The organism is Duncaniella dubosii (genome assembly GCF_004803915.1).
Classification (GTDB): Bacteria; Bacteroidota; Bacteroidia; order Bacteroidales; family Muribaculaceae; genus Duncaniella; species Duncaniella dubosii.
Genome location: NZ_CP039396.1, coordinates 125,938 through 150,801, shown reverse-complemented (window position 1 = coordinate 150,801; position 24,864 = coordinate 125,938). Strand labels below are relative to the sequence as shown.

Annotated in this window: 17 protein-coding genes, 1 tRNA gene and 2 pseudogenes; 3 read left to right on the top strand and 17 right to left on the bottom strand. The window is 50.7% G+C overall.

The genetic code is table 11. The features are described 5' to 3' along the window. Positions 1–151: 151 nt before the first annotated feature. The 13 genes and pseudogenes from E7747_RS00550 to E7747_RS16425 form a co-directional block, all read right to left on the bottom strand. Positions 152–1,615 carry a TrkH family potassium uptake protein gene (locus E7747_RS00550; RefSeq protein WP_136413402.1) on the bottom strand — a complete coding sequence of 488 codons (1,464 nt, stop codon included), beginning with the start codon at positions 1,613–1,615 and terminating at the stop codon, positions 152–154. Between the two features lie 12 nt (positions 1,616–1,627). Continuing rightward, entirely contained in the window at positions 1,628–2,962 is a 1,335-nt protein-coding gene (gene trkA, locus E7747_RS00545) for a Trk system potassium transporter TrkA (RefSeq protein ID WP_136413400.1), read from the bottom strand. Between the two features lie 447 nt (positions 2,963–3,409). Next, entirely contained in the window at positions 3,410–4,048 is a 639-nt protein-coding gene (locus E7747_RS00540; RefSeq protein ID WP_123613189.1) for a response regulator transcription factor, read from the bottom strand. Between the two features lie 85 nt (positions 4,049–4,133). Beyond that, positions 4,134–5,954 carry a tetratricopeptide repeat-containing sensor histidine kinase gene (locus E7747_RS00535; protein ID WP_136413398.1) on the bottom strand — a complete coding sequence of 607 codons (1,821 nt, stop codon included), beginning with the start codon at positions 5,952–5,954 and terminating at the stop codon, positions 4,134–4,136. Between the two features lie 43 nt (positions 5,955–5,997). Continuing rightward, entirely contained in the window at positions 5,998–8,409 is a 2,412-nt protein-coding gene (locus tag E7747_RS00530) for a TonB-dependent receptor (RefSeq protein ID WP_136413396.1), read from the bottom strand. A gap of 73 nt (positions 8,410–8,482) precedes the next feature. Then, positions 8,483–8,800, bottom strand: coding sequence for a hypothetical protein (locus E7747_RS00525; protein WP_123613192.1), 318 nt, complete (start codon positions 8,798–8,800; stop codon positions 8,483–8,485). A gap of 90 nt (positions 8,801–8,890) precedes the next feature. Further along, positions 8,891–9,676 (bottom strand): DUF4296 domain-containing protein, encoded by a 786-nt coding sequence (locus E7747_RS00520; RefSeq protein WP_136413394.1) that lies wholly within the window; start codon positions 9,674–9,676, stop codon positions 8,891–8,893. 54 nt (positions 9,677–9,730) lie between these two features. Beyond that, the gene (locus tag E7747_RS00515) at positions 9,731–10,360 is read right to left on the bottom strand and encodes a lipoprotein signal peptidase (RefSeq protein ID WP_123613194.1); all 630 of its coding nucleotides are present in this window, start codon (positions 10,358–10,360) and stop codon (positions 9,731–9,733) included. Between the two features lie 54 nt (positions 10,361–10,414). Beyond that, positions 10,415–10,797, bottom strand: a pseudogene (locus E7747_RS00510) (TraR/DksA family transcriptional regulator). A gap of 28 nt (positions 10,798–10,825) precedes the next feature. Continuing rightward, positions 10,826–14,273 (bottom strand): annotated as a pseudogene (ileS, locus tag E7747_RS00505) (isoleucine--tRNA ligase). 179 nt (positions 14,274–14,452) lie between these two features. Then, positions 14,453–15,070: a nitroreductase family protein gene (locus E7747_RS00500; RefSeq protein ID WP_136413392.1), complete on the bottom strand. Its 618-nt coding sequence runs from the start codon at positions 15,068–15,070 to the stop codon at positions 14,453–14,455. A gap of 54 nt (positions 15,071–15,124) precedes the next feature. Then, a complete protein-coding gene (locus E7747_RS00495) occupies positions 15,125–15,406 on the bottom strand; it encodes a TIGR04076 family protein (protein WP_168185170.1) in 282 nt (93 codons plus the stop codon). Positions 15,407–15,408: 2 nt separating this feature from the next. Beyond that, the gene (locus E7747_RS16425; protein WP_168185169.1) at positions 15,409–15,549 is read right to left on the bottom strand and encodes a hypothetical protein; all 141 of its coding nucleotides are present in this window, start codon (positions 15,547–15,549) and stop codon (positions 15,409–15,411) included. A gap of 303 nt (positions 15,550–15,852) precedes the next feature. Between E7747_RS16425 and E7747_RS00490 the strand changes: the two genes are divergently transcribed. Together E7747_RS00490 and E7747_RS00485 are read left to right on the top strand one after the other, a co-directional pair. Continuing rightward, positions 15,853–15,925 (top strand) — tRNA-Gly (locus E7747_RS00490). Between the two features lie 240 nt (positions 15,926–16,165). Then, complete coding sequence (locus E7747_RS00485) at positions 16,166–17,632, top strand: DUF1846 domain-containing protein (protein WP_123613205.1); 1,467 nt, start codon at positions 16,166–16,168, stop codon at positions 17,630–17,632. Positions 17,633–17,740: 108 nt separating this feature from the next. On the opposite strand, the gene E7747_RS16810 is transcribed toward E7747_RS00485, so the two are convergent. The 4 genes from E7747_RS16810 to E7747_RS00470 are packed head-to-tail and all read right to left on the bottom strand — an operon-like array spanning position 17,741 to position 22,527. Further along, positions 17,741–18,421 (bottom strand): hypothetical protein, encoded by a 681-nt coding sequence (locus E7747_RS16810; protein WP_228449214.1) that lies wholly within the window; start codon positions 18,419–18,421, stop codon positions 17,741–17,743. Next, positions 18,352–20,376: a transglutaminase domain-containing protein gene (locus E7747_RS00480; protein ID WP_228449213.1), complete on the bottom strand. Its 2,025-nt coding sequence runs from the start codon at positions 20,374–20,376 to the stop codon at positions 18,352–18,354. Before E7747_RS00480 ends, E7747_RS16810 begins: the two co-directional genes overlap by 70 nt. Before the next feature lie 50 nt (positions 20,377–20,426). After that, positions 20,427–21,188: a copper homeostasis protein CutC gene (locus E7747_RS00475; protein ID WP_123613207.1), complete on the bottom strand. Its 762-nt coding sequence runs from the start codon at positions 21,186–21,188 to the stop codon at positions 20,427–20,429. 10 nt (positions 21,189–21,198) lie between these two features. Then, on the bottom strand, positions 21,199–22,527 hold the full coding sequence (locus E7747_RS00470; protein ID WP_168185168.1) for an alpha-L-fucosidase: 1,329 nt from the start codon (positions 22,525–22,527) through the stop codon (positions 21,199–21,201). Positions 22,528–22,752: 225 nt separating this feature from the next. Here E7747_RS00470 and E7747_RS00465 point away from each other — a divergent pair, with 225 nt between their 5' ends. Next, positions 22,753–24,840 (top strand): aceric acid hydrolase, encoded by a 2,088-nt coding sequence (locus E7747_RS00465; RefSeq protein WP_136413388.1) that lies wholly within the window; start codon positions 22,753–22,755, stop codon positions 24,838–24,840. Positions 24,841–24,864: the final 24 nt, after the last annotated feature.

Here is a 24,864-nt window from a genome sequence, read left to right as displayed (position 1 = left end):
AATCAATCATGGGTTAAAAAAACTTAAACCGCTGAATTTTAATGGCAATATTCCGTTGGCGACTCTAAAATGCTTTCATTTTGCTATGGGTAGACACAAGGTCAAACGGCATATTTAACAATAATTCAGAGGGCGTTGGCGAATCGTTGGATCAGCGTTTCCAGAATGACGGCAGAAGGAAGACGAGGAAGGTGAAAAGTTCGAGTCGTCCGACGAGCATATTGAGAATCAGCAGCCATTTGACGGCTTCGGGGAGCATTGTGAACGAACCCTCGGCTCCTGTCGCTCCGTAGCCCAGACCGTTGCATCCGATGCAGGAACATGTCATGAAAAGGGAATCGGTGAATGTGTAGCCGAAAAGCGTTATGACGGCTGTCGAAATCACGACCGTAAGTATGTATAGGGTCACGAAGGCAGATATGCGGGAAACAAGGCTGCTTTGAAGCGAGCTGCCGTTGAGGTTTACAACATAGGTGCGTTTCGGGAATACTGTTTTGTTGATTTCATTGCGGAAGTTACGGTGCAACACGATGAGTCTGTCGATTTTTATTCCGCCTGACGTAGAGCCTGTGCAAGCACCACACAGCATGAGCATGATTGTCAGGAACAGCGAAAATGAACCCCAGTCCTCTGCGCCGGTGATTGAAAAGCCTGTCGAAGTGATGGCCGACATTATGTGGAAAAGCGGATAGACAAGCAGCCGGTCGATGCCGGTGTTACCGCCTTGCAGTAGTGATGAAAGCAGGAGTAGCAGATAGGAGATAAACACTATTGCGACGAATGCTTTCAGAACATCGTTTGAGAGGAGTTCACGGATGCCGTTCTTCCATGTGGTATATAGCAGCATGAAATTTATTCCTGCGATGAACATCACTACGGTAAGCACCACAAGCACATAGTCGGAGTCCCAGTAGGCCAGCCCGGCGTTTCGTGTGGTGAAGCCGCCTGTTGCAACGGCCGCGAATGTCTGGCATACGCTGTCGAAGAAGTTCATCGGTCCGCACCACAGCAGGAGTATGGAGACTACGGTGAGTATCACGTAGATGCCCCATAGCGACAACGCTGTCTGGCGGATGCGTGGATGGAGTTTGCTGTGTGTGATGCCGGTGGCTTCTGCGTTGAACATCGAGATGCCTACAGCCTTGTTGAGCTCAGGCAGCACCGCGAGCATGAACAATATGATACCGAGGCCGCCTATCCATTGTGTGAATGCACGCCAGAAAAGTATGCCGTGTGACTGTTGTTCGACATCAGTGATCATGCTTGCACCTGTGGTTGTGAAGCCGGAAATAGTCTCGAACATCGCGTCGGTGAATCCAATCGGATGTGAGCCGGTCATGAACGGAATAAGGCCGAACAGACCGAACACAATCCAGATTAGCGCGGTGATGATGAAGCCTTCGCGTGCATGGATGGCTGTCGACACGTGGCGTGTGGCAAGTTCAGCAATTCCTCCTGCAGCGGCTGCGGCTGCAGCCGCGATTGCAAAGCCTCTCCACTCGCTCTCTCCATAGCACAGACAGACTGCCAGCGGAATAAGGAGCATGAGCGATTCAATCAGCACCAGACGGCCCATGATTCGGATGATAGGCTTGATTTTTAACGTATTTTTCATGAGTGTGCCGTTTTATCTGAACAGACGTTCCACTTTGCCGAGTGCACCAGTAACGAAAAACACCACCACGTTGTCGCCCGGAAGAATTTGAGTGCGCCCCTCGACGAGCATCCCCTCTCCGTTGCGTATGACTCCGCCTATGGTAAGTTCCCGTGGGAGTGAGAGCTGATAGATGGGGCGTGATACTATTTTAGAACCCGCCGGTGCTGTCATGCAGGCGATCTCTGCATTGTCAAACGCAAAGCTTTGAGTCGTGTTGGCATTGGCATCAAGGAGCAGACTGAGAATCCTGCCGGCGTTAAGGAGTTTCTTGTTGATTATCTTGTCGATTGAAAGACTTTTGGCTTCAGGGACATACTGTAGTTCTTCGATTCTTGCAAGGGTCTTGGCTACCTTGTGTTCGCGTGCGACCATACACGAAACGATATTCTTCTCGGAACTGCCTGTAAGTGCAAGAAACATATTGCAGCCGTCTATGCCTTCTTCCTTAAGCGTGACGACATCGTTGGCAGTGGCGTTTATCACCACTGTCTTCGGGAAGCGTGAAGCTATGATCCGGCATCTTTCCTTGTCGGGGTCAATCACAGTGATGTCATACTTCGACTCGATGAGTTCGAGAAGATGTTCGGTCACTCGGCCGGCTCCTGAAATCATGATACGCTTCACATGCGTGACCTTTTTGCCGCAAAGCGCAGGGAGCAGGTCGAGATTCTGTGGCAGTACTGAAAAGTAGATCGTATCACCTTCGAGGAGTCTGTCGCTTCCTCGCGGGATTATGATTTCATTGCCTCGTTTGATTGCGGATACGTGAAACATTCGAGGTGTGTTTGGCACCTCGCTCAGGTATTTTCCGCAGAGCTCTCCGCCGGATTCCATGCGCACACCGACCACAAATAACTCACCCTTGTTGAACTTTGACCATTCGCTCACCCAGTTATGGTCGATAAAGCCCGCTATCTCGGCTGCTGCGAGTTTCTCCGGGAAAATAGTCATGTCGATGCCTCTGTCGCGGAACATCCTTTTGACTTTATCGGAGTCGAATTCGGGATTGTCGACTCGCGCGGCGCACTTCCGTGCTCCACAATCTTTTGCCAGTTCGCAGGATATAAGGTTGACCGTCTCATCGGGTGTGACAGCCACAAACAGGTCGGCGTTGTCAACACCGCATTGCATGAGATTTGTTACTGACATCGGGCTGCCTTCGAACGTGATGAAGTTACTCACTGCATCAAGCTCTGAAAGATGCTCTCTGTCAGTGCCCATCAATACGATATCCTGATTTTCGACCGAGAGGGTATTGGCAAGGTGTGTGCCTGTCTCTCCATCGCCTGCAATTATGATTTTCATTATGACATTTTCGTTTCTACGCTGCAAAAATAAGAAAAAATCAGAAGCTCTGTGATATAATCGTAACACGTATCTATAAATCACAACACCCCTTTAGACCTATTGGTTTGACGGATCGGTGTTTGCATAAAAAAATTCTTCCATGCCTCTAAGCCGGCATGGAAGAATCACGGAAAAAGCAACAAAGAGGGTCGTATGTTTATCCGTACAAATGTACGACCCTCTAAAAGTTAGGAAATGGATGAGGTGAATGTTTCAGACACCGGTAGTGATGATGCCTGAAAGAGGTTGTCAGATGCCCCACTCGGAGTCATCGTCGGTAAAGAGCTGTCCTCCGGGTGTGAAAAGAAATCCGTTTTCAAAGATTCCTGCTGTGTTATAATGGTTGTAAATATATATAAATGGTTTGTTGCACAGTCGTTTATTCCCAAGCCGGTGTGCTATTTTTTATTTTCGTGTAGTTTGTATCAGTCCCTGTTTCACTGCTTTCAGCACCAGTTCGGCTGAATTCCTTGCATTTAGCTTGCTTAGGAGGTGGCGACGGTGTGTTTCGATAGTATTGGTGCTAAGGTGCATTTCGGCAGCGATATCGTCGGTCTTTTTGCCGTTGGCGAGCATGTGGAGTACCTCAAGCTCCTTTGGAGTGGGTAAATCGCTCCTGTCGAGAGAAAGCTTGAGACGGTTGGCACGGTTGCAGAAATAGGTTCCACCGTCGGTGACGACGTGGATTGCCTGTGCGATTTCAGATGAAAGGACATCTTTGAATAGTATGCCTTCGACGTTGGCATCAAAATAATCCTTCATAACCCACAATTCTTCATGGATTGTGTTGACTATAACCTTGATGCCGGGTGATTTTTCCCTGATTTTATGCAGCAGTTCTATGCCCGGCGAGTCAGGAAGCTCGATGTCGAGCAGGCAGAGATCATAGTGTTGCGCTGAGGTGGCCGACAGCGCTTCGGCCGCGGTCTTCGCACAATCGACCCGGCATTCTGAATCCAGAATGTCCTCAATGAGGTGGCGCATGCCTCGAAGCACTATTTCGTGGTCATCGACAAGGAGGATTTTTAAATCAGATTTAGCCATTGGTCGGGGGAATGAGGATTCACACCACAAAATTAGGCAATGATGATGAGATATAAATCACGGATTTCCGTGATGCGGTGTGTTTTTAGCTTTGATTTGTCGATATTTTTACGGTCATTACATTGGTTGAACCCTCATGTCGGACTGTCCAGATGCCGTTCAGTGCTTTTATTCGGTGTTTGATGTTTTCAATTCCGAGTCCTCTGCTTTGGCTGCAATCCGGGTCAAACGGTGTTCCATTGTCGGTGATTTCAAGTGTGGTCAGGTTTTGGTCGCTGTAGAGTTTGATTTCGATGGATGTCGGATTGTTGTGTGTCCGTAGATTGCCTGTCCATTCCTGTACGATACGGTAGAGATTGACAGACTGAAGCGGTGACAGTTCGGTGTCTCCGGCTGATGTCTCCAATGTCATCAGCCCGTCGCTCTGCCGGACGTAGGCATAGAGCAACTGTGAGAGTGACAGTCCGTTGAAGCGCGGCGGGAGCAGTTCGTGGGAAATCGATCTTACTTCCTTGCGCACAGCTTTGAGCATAGATGTGAACTCGTCATGGTCATAGTTCTTTGCGGCTGTCATCAGCTCAAGGCCGAGAAGGTCGTTGCATACACCGTCGTGCAGCTCGTGGGCAAGCCGTGCGCGTTCCTGCTCGATGCCGTCGAGCTGTGCGCGGACAGTCTGGAGTTCGATTTTGCGACGGCGGTTGCGCGACCATACGTAGAACGCGATTGCGCCTATCGTCAGGATCGCGGCTATGATTGTGAGAATGGTGTCGCGACGTGCTTTTGCTGTTTCCAGACGCGAAATCTGAATTTCTTTCTCGGCCGTCTGATATTTGACATTGAATTCTGCCATCTGCTCGTCGAGACGTGTGTCGTAGATGCTGTCGGTAAAGGCTATGGATCGTTCATAGGCATCGGCCGTGTTTTCGATGTCGCCGAGTCCCTTGTAGTTGAGCGCTATGCGTTGCCATAGGCGGTTTAGCGGAAGGAACGGCCTCGAATCGTTCATCTCAAGAATCTTTTTCTGTATGTCAAGGCTCTCCTTGTATCTTCCCATAGATGTCAGGAGCATGAAACTCTGTTCCATGAATCCGATTGATTCGACCGAGGCCGCCGGGACTTTAGGCATCAGCGCCTCGCCGCGTCTGATATAATATCTGACCGAATCTTGGTTGCCGAGCCTGTGGTGCATGGATATGATTGACGCATATGTCTTGAGTATGTAGCGCGGGACTCCTTTGCGCTCGGCAACCTGTATGATTTTGCGCTGTTCGGCGAGCCCGCGGTTTTTCTGCCCGTCGAGAAACAGTACTGTCCCCAGAGTAGAGACGGCATATATCTGGGTTTCGATATCGTCGGTCATCATGGCTTTGGCCACGCCTTTTTCAGCAAACGAGATTGCTTCGCCATAACGGCGCTGGTTGCCGAAGAGGATTGAAATGGATATCAGAATGTTTGATTCGAGAAAAGGGTCGTCGCTGTTTGCGAGCAGAGAGAGTGCGCGGTTGTAGCAGATGAGTGCTGAATCAGGTTGCTGGTTGACCCGATAGGCCACACCAAGATCCGAAAGTGCGTTGACACAGCCGATCGTATCGTTTCCACCTATGGCCGTATCGACAGCCCGCTTGAAATAACGGATGGCGTTAGCATTGTCGCCGAGGGTGAAATATGCGTTGCCGCTTATGGTGAGGAGTGCTGTACGAGCCTCGTTGTATTTGCCGAGTTTTCCGGCAAGGGCTTTTTCGCAGAGTATCAGTGCGCTGTCGGGATTGGTGTTGACATAGGAATTAATGTATTCTATACGCTCTTCTATATCCTGTGTCTGTGCTGAGGCTGTTGTAGAGAGCGACATGAAGAGCAGGAGCATAAGTGTCACTTGCGAAAGTAAACGTGGGCTGATGATTTTCATTGTTCGGCAAACATGATGGAAGATGGGGCGGAATATTGTCGGATTAGAAATCGACTGTCAGACGGACGTTGAGCTGACGACGGGTCAGGTAGTTGGGTACGGCATACTGGATGTCGTTGACATCTGTCACCCAGTAATATGAAGCTACGTTTGAGATGTCAAGGAGGTTGAACACGTCAAAACCGAGCCACACACTTTTTAGGTGTCTTGCAAAACCGCTCCGGCTTTCGCCCTCTTTGAGAGGTGATAGGAGTGCGTAGGAAAGCCCTATGTCGACTCGCTTGTAGGGAGGCATGCGGAAATAGCCTTTGTCGCGTGTCGATCGCGGGGCTGTGGCTGGGAGTCCGTCCATGAATATGCCTCTGAGGGCGAATTTCAGTTTGGGGAATTTCGGAAAGTAATCCGTAAAGAAAAGCCCAAGGCTGTAGCCTCGGTCAGTCGGACGCGGCACTTTGACTCCGTGGAGGGTCTCGCTGGTTTTCATCAATGAGAAGCTGACCCACGAATCACTTCCCGGTACGAACTGTCCGAACAGTTTCAGGTCGATTCCTGTCGCGTAGCCCGAACTTTCATTGAGCCCTGAATAGACGATTTTCAGATTGTCGATTTCGTAAGGGACGAGATCGGAAAGAGCCTTATAGTAAATCTCGCCCGACAGTTTGAACGGGCGGTTGAGGGCACGGAATGTATAGTCCGTACCCGCTATGAGGTGAAAACTGCGCTGCGATTTGATGTCGCTGTTGAGATTTATGGTCTGGTTGCCGTTTTTATCGCTTACGGGCATGCGGTATTCTTTGTAGAAGGGGCTTTGATAGTAGAGGCCGGTGGCAAAGCGCAATGCCCACGATGGATATTTTTCAGGGATGAAACCTACGGTCATGCGCGGACTGAGAAGCAGTTCCTTGTTGAAACTCCAGTAGCTTAGGCGGAGTCCGGCATTAAGTGTCAGGAATCCGGCCGAGGTGTTGATTTTCCATGCGTCCTGTGCGAACGCGGCAAGGCGTGTTGACGAAAGGTCATGATGAGAATCGAGATTGTAGATCATCCGCAGGTTTATTCCGTCGGACGGTAGCGAGAAGCCGGCTGAATCACGCAGTTCCCATTCGCGTGAACGGTCCATTATGTTTTCACCTTGTACGGAAAGTCCGTATGTGAGTGTGTGGCGCTGGTTTATGGCTGTCTGACCTTTGAATGCAAGAGATAGCACGGATGCTTTTAGTCGGTTACGGGCATGTTCGTGATAGCGTCCTACGCCAAGTTCGCCGCCGACGTTTGAGTCGCCCGCCTGATCAAGCCAGTATTCGCCTGAAATATCGTAGGCAACGAGTTCGTCTGTCAGATAGGCCGAGGCGACAAGACCGAGATTGGTCGAGCGGCTTGCACGGTAGTCGAGCGAAACCGCACCGAAGTATGTGTCGAAGCGGTCCTTTTCGTGTCCGTCAAAATATACGGTAAACTGCTTCGCATCCATTGATGTGCCGAAAGTCGTTGTGCGGTTTTGAGGTGTGAATTTGTAGTTGTTGAGGGCTATGTTGCCGAGAAACGACAGCTTGAATTTCGGCGAGAGTTGCCAGTTGAGGCTGGTCTGGTAGTCAAAAAATGTTGGGTCATATTCTCCCTTTGTGTCCATTGAACTCAGGAGTGATGAGTTGCGTTTGTAGCGTATGCCGTGGAGTTGAGAGAATTTTTTAGAGCCTTGACCGATGGAGAGGGACGCTCCCATGAGGCTTGCCGACAGTGAGCCTTCGAATGATTCAGGCTGACGGTAGGTAATGTCAAGGACTGACGACATTTTGTCGCCATACTCGGCCGGAAAACCGCCGGTCGAGAATCCGATAGCTCCTACAAGATCAGGGTTGATGATACTGAGCCCTTCCTGCTGTCCTGAGGATACGAGGAGCGGACGATAGACTTCTATACCATTGATGTAGACGGAGTTTTCATCATAAGAGCCGCCGCGGACAGAATATTGTGACGACATTTCATTTGAGCCTGTTACACCTGCCATCGTTGTGATAAGCGACTCGACACTTCCTCCAGACGCATCCGGATTCTTACGCAGTTCGGAGGCATCGATTGTCGCGATTGAGCCGGTCTGTTTTTTTAGTTCAGTGACTTCGACCTGCTGTAGCATTTCGGTGGTGAGCTGCAGGCGCATGTTGAGTGTCACGTCGCCTGATGCGTCTATCAGCCTGCGGGTCTCTTCCCGGAAGCCGATACACGAAAAATGGATGGTGATTGTGTCAGATGCCGGACATGAGAGCGAATAGTCGCCTTCGAGTCCTGAGGTTGTCCCTATGGCAGTTCCGGCTATACGCACGGTTGCAAACTCGACTGGTTCGCCTTGTGCATCGGTTATTTTACCGTGGATTTTCACCTGTGAGTAGCCAATTAAGGCAAACAGAGGCGACAGAAAGAAAAGAAGGGATATATGACGGTGGCTACGGCCTTGCATGTGATTCGGTTATTATCTTATTCTACGATATAATAACGTCATTAGGCCGTTAAAAATTGTGTGGTTTACTGTTTCAGAGCGGAAGAAGGATGACTGAATGTGGAGACTGGCCACAGGCAGGGGTAGCTTCGGCAAGATGGTTGAGAAATGCGGTGTAGCCCCCCGGAGCGGCAATGGCATGCGGCATGTCGAGGTCGGGAGGAAGTGTGAAGCCGAGCGGAGCGAAGATGATGATGCCGTTGTAGGAAGTGGTTGAATGTACCTCGGTAGAGAATGGGATGATATGTGGAACGACAGTATTGTCTTCGGGAGAGTAGCTGACGATGCAGTTTCGGTAGACCTGTTTGTCGAAAATCACGGCGTGAGCACGCACGGAGACTTTGGTTTCCATTGTTTTTACAGCTTATAAAGGTATGAAAGTGTGTGTTGTGTCAAATAGTTAAAACAGTGCTGAGGAGATTGGGTGAATAGTTTATATGGCTTATCGCATCCTTGTTGTCTGCTGACCTCGGCGGGCTGCTGCGTTATCATTGCGTCCACGAGTCCTTACGACCGATATTGAGTCGAGATATGAGACTTCACCCGGTTTCGGCGCATAGTGTATCGTGCCGTAGACCGTTATGGCTGCCTTTGCGGAATCGAGCACGAGCGTGAGGCTCTTCTTGCCTTCAGATCCTTCATTGAGCGTGACATATTCGGCTGTGCCGTCGTTGTAGGTTGCTACAATGGTCATGAAAACAGCCGAACGGGGATTGATGGGTGTCACCGAGACTGTGTAGCGGTCGCCGCGTTCCCAGTTCTTGTCAGTGTTGAAGGTGAAAGTGAGAAATTCCGACGGATTGTTGGAGCTGTTGCGGAGTGAGGCCGGTCCGTGCCATAGATTGACGGAGTCTCCGTCGAGACTGATGCTGCGCGGACGGTCGTTGCTCTTTCCTCCGGCTTTTTCGGCTTCGGCTATGCGAGATTCGAGTATGGATATGGTCTTGTCATATACCTTTATATACTCCTGTATATTCTGACCGTACCAATAGAGGGATGTATCGAGCTGCTGAGTGGTGACACCGTGGCGCATACATATAGACTGCATGAAAGCTTGTTTTACGGAGTCCTTACGAAACGTCGAGCTGTTGGCATCCACCACGGCTTCGCCTGTGTGGAGGTCGGCCATGATTTCAGCCATCTTGCCTTCTGAAATGACATAGCCGGGTGTCTTGCTGCAGGCGGCAAGAACCATCATCGAGGCTACGACAGGGAAAAGACGGCGCATATGGTGAAATATCAGAACGTTTAAAGTGATAATAGTATTCCGTTTGGACTGATGTCATCTTTCAGGAAGTTCCGCAAGAGCCTTTGGCGGAAGAATATAGCTGTGATAGAAGATTATCAGAACTATTATTCCACACGAAATGGCTGCATCGGCAAGGTTGAAAATCGGCTGAAAGAAAAGGAATTGCTGTCCGCCGACAAATGGTATCCATGAAGGCCAGATGAAACTGAAAAGAGGAAAATAGAGCATGTCGACCACACGTCCGAGGAAAATCGGGGCGTAGCCTCCGCCGGCAGGAAAAAGAGAGGCCACCTGCGGAGGCGCGGGATTATCGAAAATGAGTCCGTAGAAGACGCAATCGAATATGTTGCCCGCTGCGCCTGCGATGATGAATGCCAAGCAGACGAGATAGCCGCGCGGGATTGTGCGCAGTGCGTAGATTTTGACTACGTACCATATAAGGAATCCTACGGCTACGATCCTGAATAGAGTCAGCGCCAGTTTGCTTCCAAGTTCCATTCCGAAGGCCATTCCGTTGTTTTCGATGAAATACAGATAGAACCATGAGAAGATTTTGACATCTTCCCCGAGATAGAAATGGGTCTTGATCCAGATCTTCGATGCTTGGTCGAGAATCACCACGAGGATTGTGATGACGAGGACGAGTGTAGCTCTGCTACGCATTGTTCAGTCGGTTGTGATATGTTTTTGCTGTCGTCTGACAGCGAGAATTGTCTGTTACTTCTTTTTCTGAGCGTTTTTAGCTTCGACACTGCGGGTGGCGTGGGGACAGCGCGCAGACGTTCTTTCGGAATCAGCTCACCTGTCTCGCAGCAGATGCCGTAGGTCTTGTTCTCGATACGGATAAGGGCGTTCTGCAGATGCTGGATGAACTTTTTCTGACGCTGTGCGAGCTGGCCGGCTTCCTCTTTTGAAAGAGTGCTTGCTCCCTCTTCGAGAATTTTGAAAGTCGGCGATGTGTCGGCGGTGTCGTTACCGTCGGTGTTGTTGATAAGGCCACGGAGAGAGTCGTACTCCTTTTGGGCTTTATCAAGTTTCTGGAGGATAAGCTCCTTGAATTCCTGGAGTTCCTCGTCGGAATAGCGGGTCTTGTCGCTCATGGTGATAGTTTCTATTTAGGTTTTGTGTTCAAGATGTAGCAAGTGAGACTCGGACTTTGGCTGTAATATCGTCCATGTTCAGTTCCTCTACGCCCTCGTCGCCGTCGGCTATCGGTGCGATTTCAAGTGAAGTCGCGAGTACCTGACGCGAGATGTAGTCGGCGAAGTCACGGATTGCATCGTCGGTCGCATCGGCAGGAGCGAAAGTGAGCGAGATGCGGTCGGTGATGTCATAGTCACGCGACTTGCGTATATTCTGAATACGGTTTACGATATCGCGGGCGATGCCTTCGCGTCGCAGTTCGGGAGTGACTGTCACGTCGAGGGCTATGGTGAGGTTGCCTTCGTTGGCCACGAGCCATCCGGGATATCCTCGGAGATGATTTCGACATCGGCAATATCGAGGTCTGCGGGTGTGCCGTTGAGGTCGAAGGTCAGCTTACCGTCACGTTCGAGAGTGGCTATGGCCTTGGCATCAAGGTTCTTGATGATTTCGGCTGCGGCCTTCATCTGTTTTCCAAACTTCGGGCCGAGTTTCTTGAAGTCGGGTTTGACACTCTTCACGAGAATGCCTTCGTCGTTGCCTACGATTTTAAGGTCCTTGACATTGATTTCGCTCTTGACGAGTTCCATGATGGCTTCGAGTGCTTTGCGACGGCTTTCATCGGCCACAGGAACCATGATGGTCTGCAGTGGCTGGCGCACTTTGAGATTGACTTTGCGGCGGAGTGCGAGTGCCATTGAGGTAATGTCCTGAGCGAGTTTCTGGCGCGCTTCAAGCTCGTTGTCGATGAGAGTGTCGTCGGCCACGGGGAAGCGGTCGAGGTGGACTGACTCTGTCGAGCCGGTGAGGTCGCGGTAGAGACGGTCGGCATAGAAGGGGGCGAAGGGGGCCATAAGGAGAGCTACGGTTTTCAGACAGGTGTAGAGTGTCTGGTAGGCCGCAAGCTTGTCGGTGGTCATTTCGCCGCCCCAGAAGCGTTTGCGGTTGAGGCGTACATACCAGTTCGAGAGATTGTCACCGACGAAATCACCGATGGCACGGGCTGCGCGTGTCGGCTCGTAGTCATCAAGCGCTTCAGAAACTTCCTTGACGAGCGAGTTGAGAAGCGAGAGAATCCAGCGGTCGATTTCGGGACGTTCGCTCACAGTCACTTGGGGCGCTTCAGGATCGAAGCTGTCGACGTTGGCATAGAGAGCGAAGAAGCTGTATGTATTATATAAGGTAGAGAAAAGTTTGCGTGAGGTTTCGAGCACGCCCTTTTCGTCATATTTAAGATTCTCCCAAGGAGATGAGTTTGAAATCATGTACCAGCGTACAGGATCTGCGCCATACTGGCTGATCTGGCCGAAGGGATCGACGGCGTTGCCGAGACGCTTTGACATCTTGTTGCCATATTTGTCGAGGACAAGCCCGTTGGATATGACGGTCTTATAAGATATTGAGTCAAATACCATTCCGGCGATTGCATGGAGGGTGAAGAACCACCCGCGTGTCTGGTCCACGCCTTCTGCTATGAAATCGGCGGATATACTTCGCGGTTGTCAAACGCTTCCTTGTTTTCAAACGGGTAGTGGATCTGTGCGTAGGGCATAGAGCCGGAATCAAACCACACATCGATGAGGTCTTTTTCGCGGCGCATCGGTTTGCCTGAAGGCGACACAAGGATTATATCGTCGACATAAGGACGGTGGAGATCGATTTTCTCGTAGTTTTCCTTGTCGAACTTGCCGGGTTCGAAGCCGGCTTTGCGATATGGGTTCTCAGTCATGACTCCGGCTTCGACCGCACGCTCTATTTCATTGAAGAGCTGTTCGACAGACGAGATGCAGAGTTCTTCTTTAGCATCTTCCGTGCGCCATATCGGAAGCGGTGTGCCCCAATAGCGGCTGCGCGAGAGATTCCAGTCCTGAAGGTTTTCAAGCCATTTGCCGAAACGTCCGCTTCCGGTAGAGGCGGGTTTCCACTTGATGCCTTCGTTGAGTTCCATAAGGCGTTCGCGCACGGCTGTGGTCTTAATGAACCAAGAGTCGAGCGGATAGTAAAGCACGGGCTTGTCAGTACGCCAGCAGTGGGGATAATTGTGGGTATGCTTTTCGATTTTAAACACCTTGTCGGTGGCCTTCAGCTCCATGCAGATTTTCACATCGAGAGTCTCGGTCTCTGCTGTGGCTTCTGGATCGTAGGCGTTCTTGACATATTGTCCCTGCCAAGGGGTATAGGCTTCTACGTCGACCATTTCCTCGACAAATTTCGGGTCGAGGTCAGATAGAAGGTAGAAACGGCCTGTCAGGTCGACCATCGGGCGGATGTTGCCGTCACGGTCGATGAGGTGGAGCGGGGGAATGTTGTTCTGACGAGACACACGGAGGTCGTCAGCACCGAATGTACCGGCGATGTGTACGATACCCGTACCGTCTTCTGTAGTCACATAGTCGCCCGGGATTACGCGGAACGCGCCCTCTCCGGGATTGACCCACGGGAGCAGCTGTTCGTAGTCGATGCCTACGAGATCGAGGCCTTTCACCTGTGCGGCTACTTCATATGGAATCAGTTTGTCGCCTTTCGAATAGCTGTCGAGAGGCAGGTCTTTGGCCTTTGGATTGAAGAGCGAGCCCATGAGAGCATCGGCGGCGACAACCGTGATGGGTTTGCCTGAATATGGATTGTAGGTACGGACGATGTTATAGGTAATTTCCGGGCCTACGGCAAGAGCTGTGTTTGAAGGGAGTGTCCACGGTGTAGTGGTCCATGCGAGGAAATAGGGTGTACCCCATTTGAACAGAAGTTCGCGGTAGGGAGCGAGCGAGGGATTGTCGTTGTCGAGCACACGGAACTGTGCGACACATGTAGTGTCCTTCACGTCTCGGTAACATCCCGGCTGGTTAAGTTCGTGGGAGCTGAGACCCGTACCTGCTGCCGGAGAATAAGGCTGGATGGTGTAACCCTTGTAGAGATAGCCTTTTTCATAGAGCTGGCCGAGCAGCCACCATACAGTCTCGATATATCGGTTGTCGTATGTGATGTAGGCGTTTGGCATGTCGACCCAGTAGCCCATGCGACGGGTGAGGTCTTCCCATTCGCCTGTATATTTCATCACTTCGCGACGGCATGCGGCGTTATATTCGTCAACCGAGATTTTCTTGCCGATGTCTTCCTTGGTGATACCAAGATTTTTTTCGACGCCAAGCTCGACGGGGAGACCGTGGGTGTCCCATCCGGCTTTGCGCTTCACCTGAAAACCCTGCATAGTCTTGTAGCGGCAGAAAATATCCTTGATGGTGCGGGCAAGCACATGGTGTATGCCCGGTTTGCCGTTTGCGGATGGTGGTCCTTCGAAAAACACGAACGAGGGACAGCCTTCACGTTCGGACATCGTGCGGGCAAACACGTTTTCGTTTCCCCACTGTTCAAGGACTGAATCATTGATTTCTGGTAGCTTTAAGCCATTATATTCAGGGAATCTCTTTGACATTTCGAGACGGTATTTATTAATTGTAGGTATGGTTGGCAAAAATTTTTGCAAAAGTAGTAAATATTTCCCGAAAAACCTAACATTACAGTCTACAATAGATTGCAATATGATTAAGCCCGGCTGTCGTTAGTGGCGGCCGGGCATAATCATGATTTTAGTACGTGTAGGTCAGTGTGGTATCACCACTTGTTATAGTGGATGTTTTCAGGCTTATATTTGTCTTTGGGCTCTTGTGGACCTGTGGGATATCCGAGCATCACGACGCTGAGCGGAATGATTGAGTCGGGGATGGCAAAGGCCGATCTGACCATATCCACGCGTTCGGAGATAGGATAGCAACCACACCATACCGCGCCAAGTCCTACCGCGTGGGCAGCGAGAAGAATGTTTTCGGTGGCAGCCGAGCAGTCCTGCACCCAATAGTCCTTGCCTTCGCTGGGCAGAGGGTCTGTGACATCGCCGCATACCACAATGGCTGCCTGAGCTTTGGCTGCAGGTCGCCAGTTGCCTTTAGCGAGGCTGTCGAGCAGTTCGCGCTGGTTGACGACAATGAATTTCCACGGCTGTTTGTTGCGGGCTGTTGGCGCGGCCATGCCGGCACGGAGGAGTGTGTCGATGGTTGCTTCAGAGATAGGTGTGGTGGTGTAGTCGCGGACACTCGTGCGGGTCATGATGTTTGCGATTGCTTCATCGGTGCCCGAGGAAGCCTGCTGGCATGTCTTATTGTTGGAGCAAGAGGAGGCAACCGCAATTACTGACAGTGCAGCTGAAGCTGCGAGGATTGAGATTTTTTTCATATTTGATGATATAGCTGAAATTGGTTGGTTTATGCGTTTTTGCAGTCAGGGTTTTTATGGGTGTTCATGAAAGCTGTCGACACGGACTATTACAGGTCGTGTTCCGTCGGGGCATGATAATATGACAGTCGACTGATCGTTGGGCGTGGCGCATTTGAGATGGCTTGTCATTGCCGTGCATATCATTTCCCACAGGCGAGGACAGAATCCGGCAGGGCATCTCTCACCGGCTGAAAATGTGAAGTCGTCACCTGATTTGAACAATCCGCAAGGCCCGGAGTCAGGGTCGTCGAGGAATAGAGCCTGAAGGTCAAGATGGCATTCACGTCGCAACACCGTCACACGGCATCCGTTGCCGGAGGCATCGTCATGGCTGTGTGCTTGTTGTCAGACCTTCCGGCTGCGAAAGCTGAAACGCCGTTCATGCCTAAAGCCCCGACTGCGAGTGATGCTATCTTGCAAAAGTGTCTTCGGTTCATGATTAGTTGTTTTACAAATAGTTCCATTTATTGTCAAGGCATGTCTGGAATGGGTGATCCTGCCATGCACGCCTGTTGATTGTAGTGCAAAGTTAAGTTATTTGGAGGAAACAATGGATATAATTCGCGGATATAATTTGAGTAGGATAATTGAAAATAAAGTTGGAAATAATTTCATAAAACAGAAAAAACACTTAAATTTGCACTCACAAAAACAGCCAAAGGCCGGTTTCGCCATTGATTTGGTTCGGGACACTGGGTATCGTGATGCAATCCTCATGAAGAAGGCTGGAAAAAATACATGCGGCAGTAGCTCAGTTGGTAGAGCATCAGCTTCCCAAGCTGAGGGTCGCGAGTTCGAGCCTCGTTTGCCGCTCATGTTGGAAATCAGATGGTTAGTAAATGCTCTGACTGTCTGGTTTTCTTTTTTGCCGGGAGAAGTTTTGTGTCTAAAAAGTTTTATGAAGATTTGCTGATAAGGGTTGCGAATACATATAGTTTTGTCAATAATCGCCACTTATTCTCCAATGCTGTAACAGCCGGAAATAAATTAGGATAATTTTGAGCGGTCGGAATTTTGTCGGTTCGTGGAAATGTCGTACTTTTGTAATCCGTTATGAAATACGGTTTTGACAACGAGAAATATCTCAAAATTCAGTCCGAACACATTAAGGAGCGTATAGCCCAGTTCGGCAACAAGCTTTATCTCGAACTTGGAGGTAAATTGTTTGATGACCACCATGCGAGCCGTGTGCTTCCGGGTTTTCAGCCTGACAGCAAGCTCCGTATGCTCAGCCAGCTCAGCGATCAGGCAGAGATTGTGATTGTGATCAGCGCGCTTGACATCGAAAAAAACAAGGTGCGCAATGATCTTGGCATCACCTACGACATGGATGTGTTGCGTCTGCGCGAGGAGTTTCAGAAACGCGGTTTCCTTGTCGGGTCGGTAGTTGTTACCCACTACAACGGCCAGAGCAGTGCCGATGCTTTCCGTCAGCGACTCGAACGCCTCGGCATCACCACCTATTATCACTACACCATCGAGGGCTATCCGACCAATGTCGATCTCATTGATTCTGACGACGGTTTCGGACGCAACGACTATGTGGAGACTTCGCGTCCGCTTGTCATCGTCACCGCCCCCGGTCCCGGCAGCGGTAAGATGGCAGTATGTCTCAGTCAGCTTTACAATGAGCACAAGCGTGGCATAGAGGCCGGTTATGCGAAGTTTGAAACCTTCCCGGTGTGGAGTCTCCCGCTCAAGCACCCTGTGAACATTGCCTATGAGGCTGCTACGGCCGACCTCAATGATGTCAATATGATAGATCCATTCCATCTTGAGGCGTATGGCAAGACTGCTATCAACTATAACCGTGACATTGAGATATTCCCTGTCCTTAATGCTCTTTTCGAGGGCATCTATGGCGAAAATCCCTACAAGTCGCCTACTGATATGGGTGTCAATATGGTAGGATTCTGTATCAATGACGATGAGGTCTGCTGCCGTGCTTCGAAAGATGAGATTATCCGTCGCTACTACACTGCGCTCAATCGTTTCGCACAGGGGGACGACAATGAAGGTGAGGTCAACAAGATCGCCCTTCTTTTCAAGCAGGCCAAGATTGACACCTCTTATCGCCGCCCGACGGTTGTTGCCCGCGAAAGAGCCGAGCGTAGCGGTGTGCCGTGTTCGGCCATCGAACTTGCCGACGGAACTATCATCACGGCTGAGACAAGCTCTCTGCTCGGACCAAGTGCGGCTCTCATACTTAATGCCGTGAAATATCTCGCCGGCATAGACCATTCGGTCAAACTTATTCCGCAGGCAATGATCGAACCGATACAGAATACGAAAATCAACTATCTGCGCAGCCGCAATCCGCGTCTCCACACCGACGAGGTGCTCGTGGCTCTCTCTGTGTTGAGCACCGATGACGAGAATTGCCGTCGCGCGCTTGAAAAACTCCCTGAACTCAACGGTTGTCAGGTACACTCTACTGTGATGCTTGGCGAGGTCGACCATAAGATATTCAAAAAACTCGGCGTAGGTCTTACCTGCGATCCGGCAAAGAAGAAAAAGTAAGCTCCCTCCGGGAAACTTAGGTGTAAAAACAAGTAGATACATATAAATCCGGCAATCTCCCATTCGGGTGATTGCCGGATTTATATCTTTACATGGATTTCAGTGCAGTCAGTCTATGCGGTGGAGGATGTCGGTCAGGGTTTCGCCAAGGCCGATTGTGTAGCCCTGAGAGACGAAAACGACGCGGTTGAATGTGTCGGCCACGATGAAAATCGGGCGTTCTGATGTCGTAAGGTTCAGATTGGTAGTGATTTCATTGAGATTTGTCGAATTGATGTCTGTGCCGAACACCACGTTTGCCGGAAGTGACGGAAAACGGCCTCGGTCAAACCTTCGTGCCTCATTTTCGTCAGCGAACAGGAGTATCATTTTATTGCCGCGTTTCTCGAATTCGGCTGCTGTTGCAGATATGTCGTTTAGATTATGGGCTGTCGGCTCATGATTCGGCTGGATGAGTCCGACGATATAGTAGCCTCGTCCTGTCGTAGAAAGCAGGCTCTTGTCAGTGCCGGTTTCGAGATCGTGATACATGTTTTCGGAATTGAATGAGCCTATTACCTGAATTTCTGTGCTGTCCTGTCGGATTTTAAGGGGGCGTTCAGTAGTCGTTCCGGCTGTTATGTTGAAGAAATCTGCCCTCGCGAGCACGCCACCGTCGGCCATACGCTGGCCGGTGATGAGGACGTAGCGCCCCTCGTCAAGTTCCGGGCCGCGTCCGGTTATCGATTTGTACGTGTCGCTTTCTTCATATTCGAGCAGTCTTGGCAGTCCGTTTTCAATTTTTGACAATGTGAACTGTGAGTAATATTTCGGGTCGACGGTTCTGCCGAGGGGGCGAATGAGAGATTAAGCCGACCTTTTGGCGATGACGGAGAGAGTGTTTCGTCAGTGAACTTCACATCGTTCCAGTTGCCGTTTTCGTCGGCGTATTGCGTCTTCCCCGTCACCGGATCAATGCGCGAGGCGATACCCATGCTACGGGCTGAGGCAACAAAAAATATGCCGAGTGAACGGCTGTCGGCCATACGGAGGTTCCAGACTGCCTCAGGCGACATCGGTATGCCGGGTTGATTCCAGACTGTATCGGCAGCAATGTTGTCGCGACACCAACTGACCCATTCTTTAGGGTTGGAACGGTAGCGCTGGGCATCTTCCTGCGGGATTTTTGAGCGGAAAAATGCCTTGTAGGCTGTCAGAGGCTCGTTCTCGATTCGTGGGTTCATTATGTATCGGTCAAAAAGAGGACTCTCAGTTTCCGGGGTCGCAAGATGGTCGGTGAGTACTTCGGCCGATATGTCACGGCGGTCTTTTTCTGAAACGGCGAGAAGCAGACGGAGGGCTTTGTCGCGTTGATCTGCCGGAATGCCGGTTAGAAATTTACTTATGCCTGAGTGGTTGCCGCGTGATTGGATAAGAACTTCTTTGGTCTTGCCTTCGTCTGTTCCGAGACTTTTGGCCAGAGCTGACGCGCTTTCCGGGGTTGCAAAGGTGACTACATAGGCCATTCGGATAGAGTCTTCGCGTGCTGTGAGTAGGTCGTTGAGTCTGCGTTGTTCAGGAGTCGGAGAGGTGAGTGAGGCCGATGCGGCCGGCGGAGTGATGTCAAACTCAAGAGTGCCGGTCCAGTCGGAAGCCTTGTCAAGTATTATCTCCTGCACATTTGTGTCTGAACCTCCGGCTTTGACTATGCCGAAGTTTTTGCCGTCGGAAGCCCATATTATGAAGTCGCCTATGCCGCCTTTGAGACTTGCGTGCCCGTTGAGGCCGGATTTCTTGACTGCTACGGGATAGAATTCGGCATAATTATAAAGCGAGAAATTGACAGTCGCGTTTTCTACAGGATTTCCATTGATGTCTTTTACTACAACTTCGACTGTGCGTGTGGGGGCATAGTTTTCAGTTACATTTATGATTGTGGTGGTCGGTTTGCGTTCGAGCACTTCCTCCGGGCCGTCATAGCGTCCGAAAACTTTGGTATTCATCAACATACCGCGTGATGCAGGAGAGTTGAACCACGCGAGATTTAATATCGGTTCAGGTTCGCAAGCTCCTATAAAATACCATTTTCCGTTGGCCCAAGCCTCTACCCAAGCGTGGTTGTCGTCGGTGTGCGCCCATCGCGGAGTGTAGACCTGACGTGCCGGGATGCCTACCGCACGCAGGGCTGCTACAGTAAAAGTAGATTCCTCTCCACAGCGGCCTATGGCCTGACTGACTGTGCTCAGCGGGCTGCTTGTGCGTGCGTCTGACGGCTGGTAAGTAGCTTTTTCATGACACCAGTGGTTCACTTCGAGAATTGCGTCCTCCATACTCATACCCTTTACGCGGTCTTTCAGCTCTTTGTAGAAAACGGGACGCGACAGGTCAAGACTCTCATTGTTGACACGCACCGGCAACACGAAGTGGCGGAATTCGCGGTGGGGGACGGTCTTTCCCCACGGCATTTCCTCGGCAGCTCGCAGTGACGAGCGGACATTGGCAAGAAAAAACTCCGGCGCGTAGCCGTTGCGGTCGGCAAGAGGCATGTAGGCGTAAAGGAATTTTATCGCATCCCTTTCTTCAGGCGTGAGTCCTGTCTGAGCGTTGAGCCAGGCGGTTGCGAGACTGTCACCTGTATAGGCTTCCTTGGTTTTGAAATCTGTCTCAGTTACGGTGTCATGCCCAATAGCGGTGCCGTTTGCCGCTATTGGGAGGCAAACGGCAGTGGCTGAAAATATTATGCTGAAAAGTTTGTTGTGATTCATGATGTGTTATGATGGCGGTGGTCATTATGGTTCTCTTTTCATTGCTGCGCTCAGCCGGAAATGGCAGATATTATAGCCGCTACGGTAGCGGCATCGGTCATTGTGCGGATATATTCGTCTTTATCAGGTATGCCCATGCAGACTGATTGCCGACGGAATGTCATGGCGCTGGCTACTGATGTTTTCGCCGAGGCATGAAGTTCGTTTAACCCGGTTGACGAGAGGATTTCGCGTGCGTTATCTGGTGTGACACCGCCTCCGGCCAGCAGGGTTATGCGTCCGGCAGCCTGGCGGTTGAGCCGTCGGAGTGTTTCGGCTCCTTCCATAGCCGACCGGGCAAGCCCGGAGGTGAGTATGCGGTCACATCCGAGGCTGATAATGTCTTCAAGGGCTTTCTGAGGATTTCGGCAGAGATCAAACGCACGATGGAAAGTGACTGAGCAATCTCCGGCAGTTTCGATAAGCCGTCGGCATGTTGTCATGTCTATATCGCCGTCTGATGTCAATGCTCCGATTACCACCCCGTCAACTCCTGAGCTGACGGCGCAACGGATATCGGTTTCCATCAGGCGTATTTCGTCTTCGCTGTATAGAAAATCTCCTCCGCGCGGACGGATGAGTATATGAACGGCCGGGATGCCTGAGCTGACGGCCTCACGTATGAGTCCGGCTGAGGGTGTCACTCCTCCTTCCGACAATGCGCTGCACAGCTCTATGCGGTGTGCGCCACCTGTTTTTGCAGCATATATGCTTTGTATGTCCCCGCAGCAGACTTCAAGAATCGGTTTTGGGTGTTGAAATTCGGTTGTCATGATGGCCGGACTATTTGACGGGCTGGTTGATTTCGAGTTCTATGATATGGTCTATGCAGTCGGGGATGGCATCGAGATGTAGTGTCACACCGTTGTCATTTTTTGAAAACCTGACTTTTGATCCGTCGGCGAGGACTGTCGCTTTTCTGATATTCAGCTTTGCCGGAAGAAATATGTCGGTTGACTTCGGTGTCAGCAGGTGGACGAACAGGCGTGAGCCTTTTCGTGTGCAGGTGCCCCATTCCTGCGCCGGAAACGGGCCTGCTGACGTTCCATAGATGGTCTCGCCGTTTTCGCGCATCCATTTACCCATTTCTTTCAGACGTTCGAGTGCGGCAGCCGGAAGTTCGCCGTTTGGTTGCGGGCCGATGTTCAGGAGCAGATTCGCGCCCATGCCTGCTGTCTTTACGAGATAGTGGATGAGCGTGCGCGTATCTTTATAATCCGTGTCTTCTATTTTGTAGCCCCACATGCCGTTCATCGTGTTGCAGGTTTCGAGAGGCAGACGGCTGATGGCCTGTCCTGAAAGTCCGGCGGTGTTTTCGCCCGGCAGATCGCGTTCGAAAATCTGTAGGTCTTCACCTTCAAACGGCGTCTGATGGTGGTTGTTGCCTATCATACATGCCGGCTGGAGTTCGTGGATCATCCGGTATTGTTCCGGCAGTTCCCAGTCGAAAGGTGTCTTGTCCTCGTCATGGTCCCACCATCCGTCGAACCACACAGCACGTATCGGACCGTAGTTGGTCAGGAGTTCGCGGAGCTGGCGGTTCATGAACGCATAGTAATGAGGCCAGTCGGCTTTGAGCGAATCTTTGCCTGTTGTCCTTCCGGTGCGTCCCCACGGATAGTCGTCGCGTGTCCAGTCGATATGTGAATAATATAGGTGTAGTTTTACGTTCTGCCTCCGGCATTCGTCGGACAGCTCTTTTAGCACATCGCGCTTGAATGGTGTCGCGTCTACTATATTATAGTCCGATTCGGCAGTGTGAAACATTGAAAAGCCGTCGTGGTGCCGGGTTGTAAAACATATGTAGCGTGCTCCGGAATCCTTGATGGCCGAAACCCATGCTGACGCATCGAAGTCGGCAGGATAGAAACCCTTGGCCGCTTTGGCATACTCATCGGCTTTCGGTCCGTAGTTAAGATACCATTCGCCACGGGCGAACATACTGTAAATACCCCAGTGAATAAAAATGCCGAAACGGTCGGTCTCGAATTCCTTCTGTGAATTTATAACTTCAGGCGAAGGAGTGTAGTGGCTGTCGGTCGTGGCGGCAGTCATGATTATCGGGCTTAGCGCCGACAGCAGACATGAGATTATTTTGATTTTTAGATTCATGGCCTTGGTTTAAGTTTGTGATGTAATCAGGTCGACGGGTAAATTTACGCATAATTTTTGAAATTTACAGCTTATTGGCAAGCGAATATGGCAAAACAATGGATTTTTGACAGTAAAAAGGCGGTACTTATTGTAAAATTCAAATTAAAAGAGGTCGAAAGTTGTAAGTATGATATTATTTCTTTAACTTTGTAATCTAAATTCTTACATCTAATCCAACTACTTATGTTTCATAGATTTAATGCCATTGTTTCCTGTGCAGCGATTTCATTGAGCGCATTTGCCCAAGGTGGTGGACTTACTGACATGTCAGAAAGCAAGCATGCAGTTATGGTAAATACACCTATCGGTTCTGTAAAATGGACCGGCGGATTCTGGGGTGAGCGTTTCGATGTCTATAGCGGGACATCCCTGCAAAGCATGTGGGAGACATGGGCCAATCCTGATGTTTCACACGGTTTCCGTAATTTCGAAATAGCAGCCGGCACATGCGAAGGTGAGCACTGGGGCCCTCCTTTCCATGACGGTGACATGTATAAGTGGCTTGAGGCTGTGGCTGCTGTCTATGCGGTCAACAAAGACCCCAAGCTCGATGCTCTGATGGATAAGTTTATCAAGCAGGTTGTCAAAGCACAGCGTGCCGACGGATATATCCATACGCCTGTCATCATCGACGAGCGCAACCGTGGGGTGGATACCCATGCCCATCACAAGGAACAGACCGTCATCGGCACTAAGGTCGGAAGCGCGGACGAGAAGGGGGCGTTTGCAAACCGTCTGAATTTCGAGACCTATAATCTCGGCCACCTCATGATGGCCGGTATCATCCACAAGAGAGCCACCGGGAAGACGACTCTGTTTGATGCTGCCGTAAAGGCCACAGACTTCCTGTGTAATTTCTATGAGACAGCTTCTGCCGAGCTTGCACGCAATGCAATCTGTCCGTCACACTATATGGGTGTGGTGGAAATGTATCGAGAAACAGGCAATCCGCGTTATCTCGACCTTGCAAACAATCTCATCAACATCCGCGGTCTCGTGGAGAACGGAACTGACGACAATCAGGACCGCATACCTTTCCGCGACCAGTATAATGCGATGGGACATGCTGTCCGCGCCAACTATCTGTATGCCGGTGTGGCCGACCTCTATGCAGAGACAGGCGAAGAGCAGCTGATGAAAAATCTCACAAGCATCTGGAACGACATCGTTAACCGCAAAATGTATGTCACCGGCGCATGTGGCGCTCTCTACGACGGCACTTCCCCCGACGGCACATGCTATGAGCCTGACAGCATCCAGAAGGTTCATCAGAGCTATGGCCGTCCCTATCAGCTCCCCAACAGCACCGCTCACAACGAAACATGTGCCAATATCGGCAATATGCTTTTCAACTGGAGAATGCTCGAAGCCACCGGCGATGCCAAGTATGCCGACATAGTGGAGACAGCTCTCTACAACAGTGTGCTCAGTGGTGTCAGTCTTGACGGCAAACGTTACTTCTACACCAATCCGCTCCGTATGAGCGATGATTTGCCATATACTCTCCGTTGGCCGAAGACACGCGAGGAATATATCAGTTGTTTCTGCTGCCCGCCAAACACTCTCCGTACAATCTGCGAGGCTCAGAACTATGCCTATACTGTAAATGACAGCACTCTCTGGTTCAATCTTTACGGTGACAGCGAACTCCGCACGTCGCTCGGCAAGAAGCGTCCCCTTGTGGTGACACAGCACACCGGCTATCCCTACGACGGAAAGGTGGTCATAAATCTTGTCGAAGTTCCCAAGAAACAGAAACTCGCTCTCAAACTCCGCGTTCCTTCATGGTGCGATAATGCGACAGTGGCTGTAAATGGGGTTAAGGAAGATGTGAAAGTAACCCCCGACAGCTATATCACTCTCGACCGCACTTGGAAGCCGGGCGATGAGGTGACATTCGACATGGAAATGAAGACCAAGCTTCTTGAATCGAATCCTCTTGTCGAGGAAACCCGTAATCATACAGCCGTCAAGCGCGGTCCGCTCGTATATTGCCTCGAAGGTATCGACATTGAAGGTGGCAACGCTCTTGACGATATACTCATTCCGGCCGATGCCAAATTCACAACCAAGGATATCACCATCGACGGCAGCCACATGACTGCCCTTGAGACTGAAGCACGTCTTGTCGACGGCGGAGACTGGACCGGCAAGCTCTATCGTGAGGTCGGAAGCGCAGACGAGAAAGTCAAAGTGACACTCATCCCGTATTTCGCATGGGGTAACCGCGACAAGTCTGAAATGAGTGTATGGCTTCCTCTCGCACGCTGATAAAGCGGTCTGAACTTTCATTTT

Coding starts and splice junctions, on each gene's coding strand:
- E7747_RS00550 (WP_136413402.1), bottom strand. CDS start 1,615: ATGAAAAATACGTTAAAAATCAAGCCTATCATCCGAATCATGGGCCGT.
- trkA (WP_136413400.1), bottom strand. CDS start 2,962: ATGAAAATCATAATTGCAGGCGATGGAGAGACAGGCACACACCTTGCC.
- E7747_RS00540 (WP_123613189.1), bottom strand. CDS start 4,048: ATGGCTAAATCTGATTTAAAAATCCTCCTTGTCGATGACCACGAAATA.
- E7747_RS00535 (WP_136413398.1), bottom strand. CDS start 5,954: ATGAAAATCATCAGCCCACGTTTACTTTCGCAAGTGACACTTATGCTC.
- E7747_RS00530 (WP_136413396.1), bottom strand. CDS start 8,409: ATGCAAGGCCGTAGCCACCGTCATATATCCCTTCTTTTCTTTCTGTCG.
- E7747_RS00525 (WP_123613192.1), bottom strand. CDS start 8,800: ATGGAAACCAAAGTCTCCGTGCGTGCTCACGCCGTGATTTTCGACAAA.
- E7747_RS00520 (WP_136413394.1), bottom strand. CDS start 9,676: ATGCGCCGTCTTTTCCCTGTCGTAGCCTCGATGATGGTTCTTGCCGCC.
- E7747_RS00515 (WP_123613194.1), bottom strand. CDS start 10,360: ATGCGTAGCAGAGCTACACTCGTCCTCGTCATCACAATCCTCGTGGTG.
- E7747_RS00500 (WP_136413392.1), bottom strand. CDS start 15,070: ATGAAAAAAATCTCAATCCTCGCAGCTTCAGCTGCACTGTCAGTAATT.
- E7747_RS16425 (WP_168185169.1), bottom strand. CDS start 15,549: ATGAACCGAAGACACTTTTGCAAGATAGCATCACTCGCAGTCGGGGCT.
- E7747_RS00485 (WP_123613205.1), top strand. CDS start 16,166: ATGAAATACGGTTTTGACAACGAGAAATATCTCAAAATTCAGTCCGAA.
- E7747_RS00480 (WP_228449213.1), bottom strand. CDS start 20,376: ATGAATCACAACAAACTTTTCAGCATAATATTTTCAGCCACTGCCGTT.
- E7747_RS00475 (WP_123613207.1), bottom strand. CDS start 21,188: ATGACAACCGAATTTCAACACCCAAAACCGATTCTTGAAGTCTGCTGC.
- E7747_RS00470 (WP_168185168.1), bottom strand. CDS start 22,527: ATGAATCTAAAAATCAAAATAATCTCATGTCTGCTGTCGGCGCTAAGC.
- E7747_RS00465 (WP_136413388.1), top strand. CDS start 22,753: ATGTTTCATAGATTTAATGCCATTGTTTCCTGTGCAGCGATTTCATTG.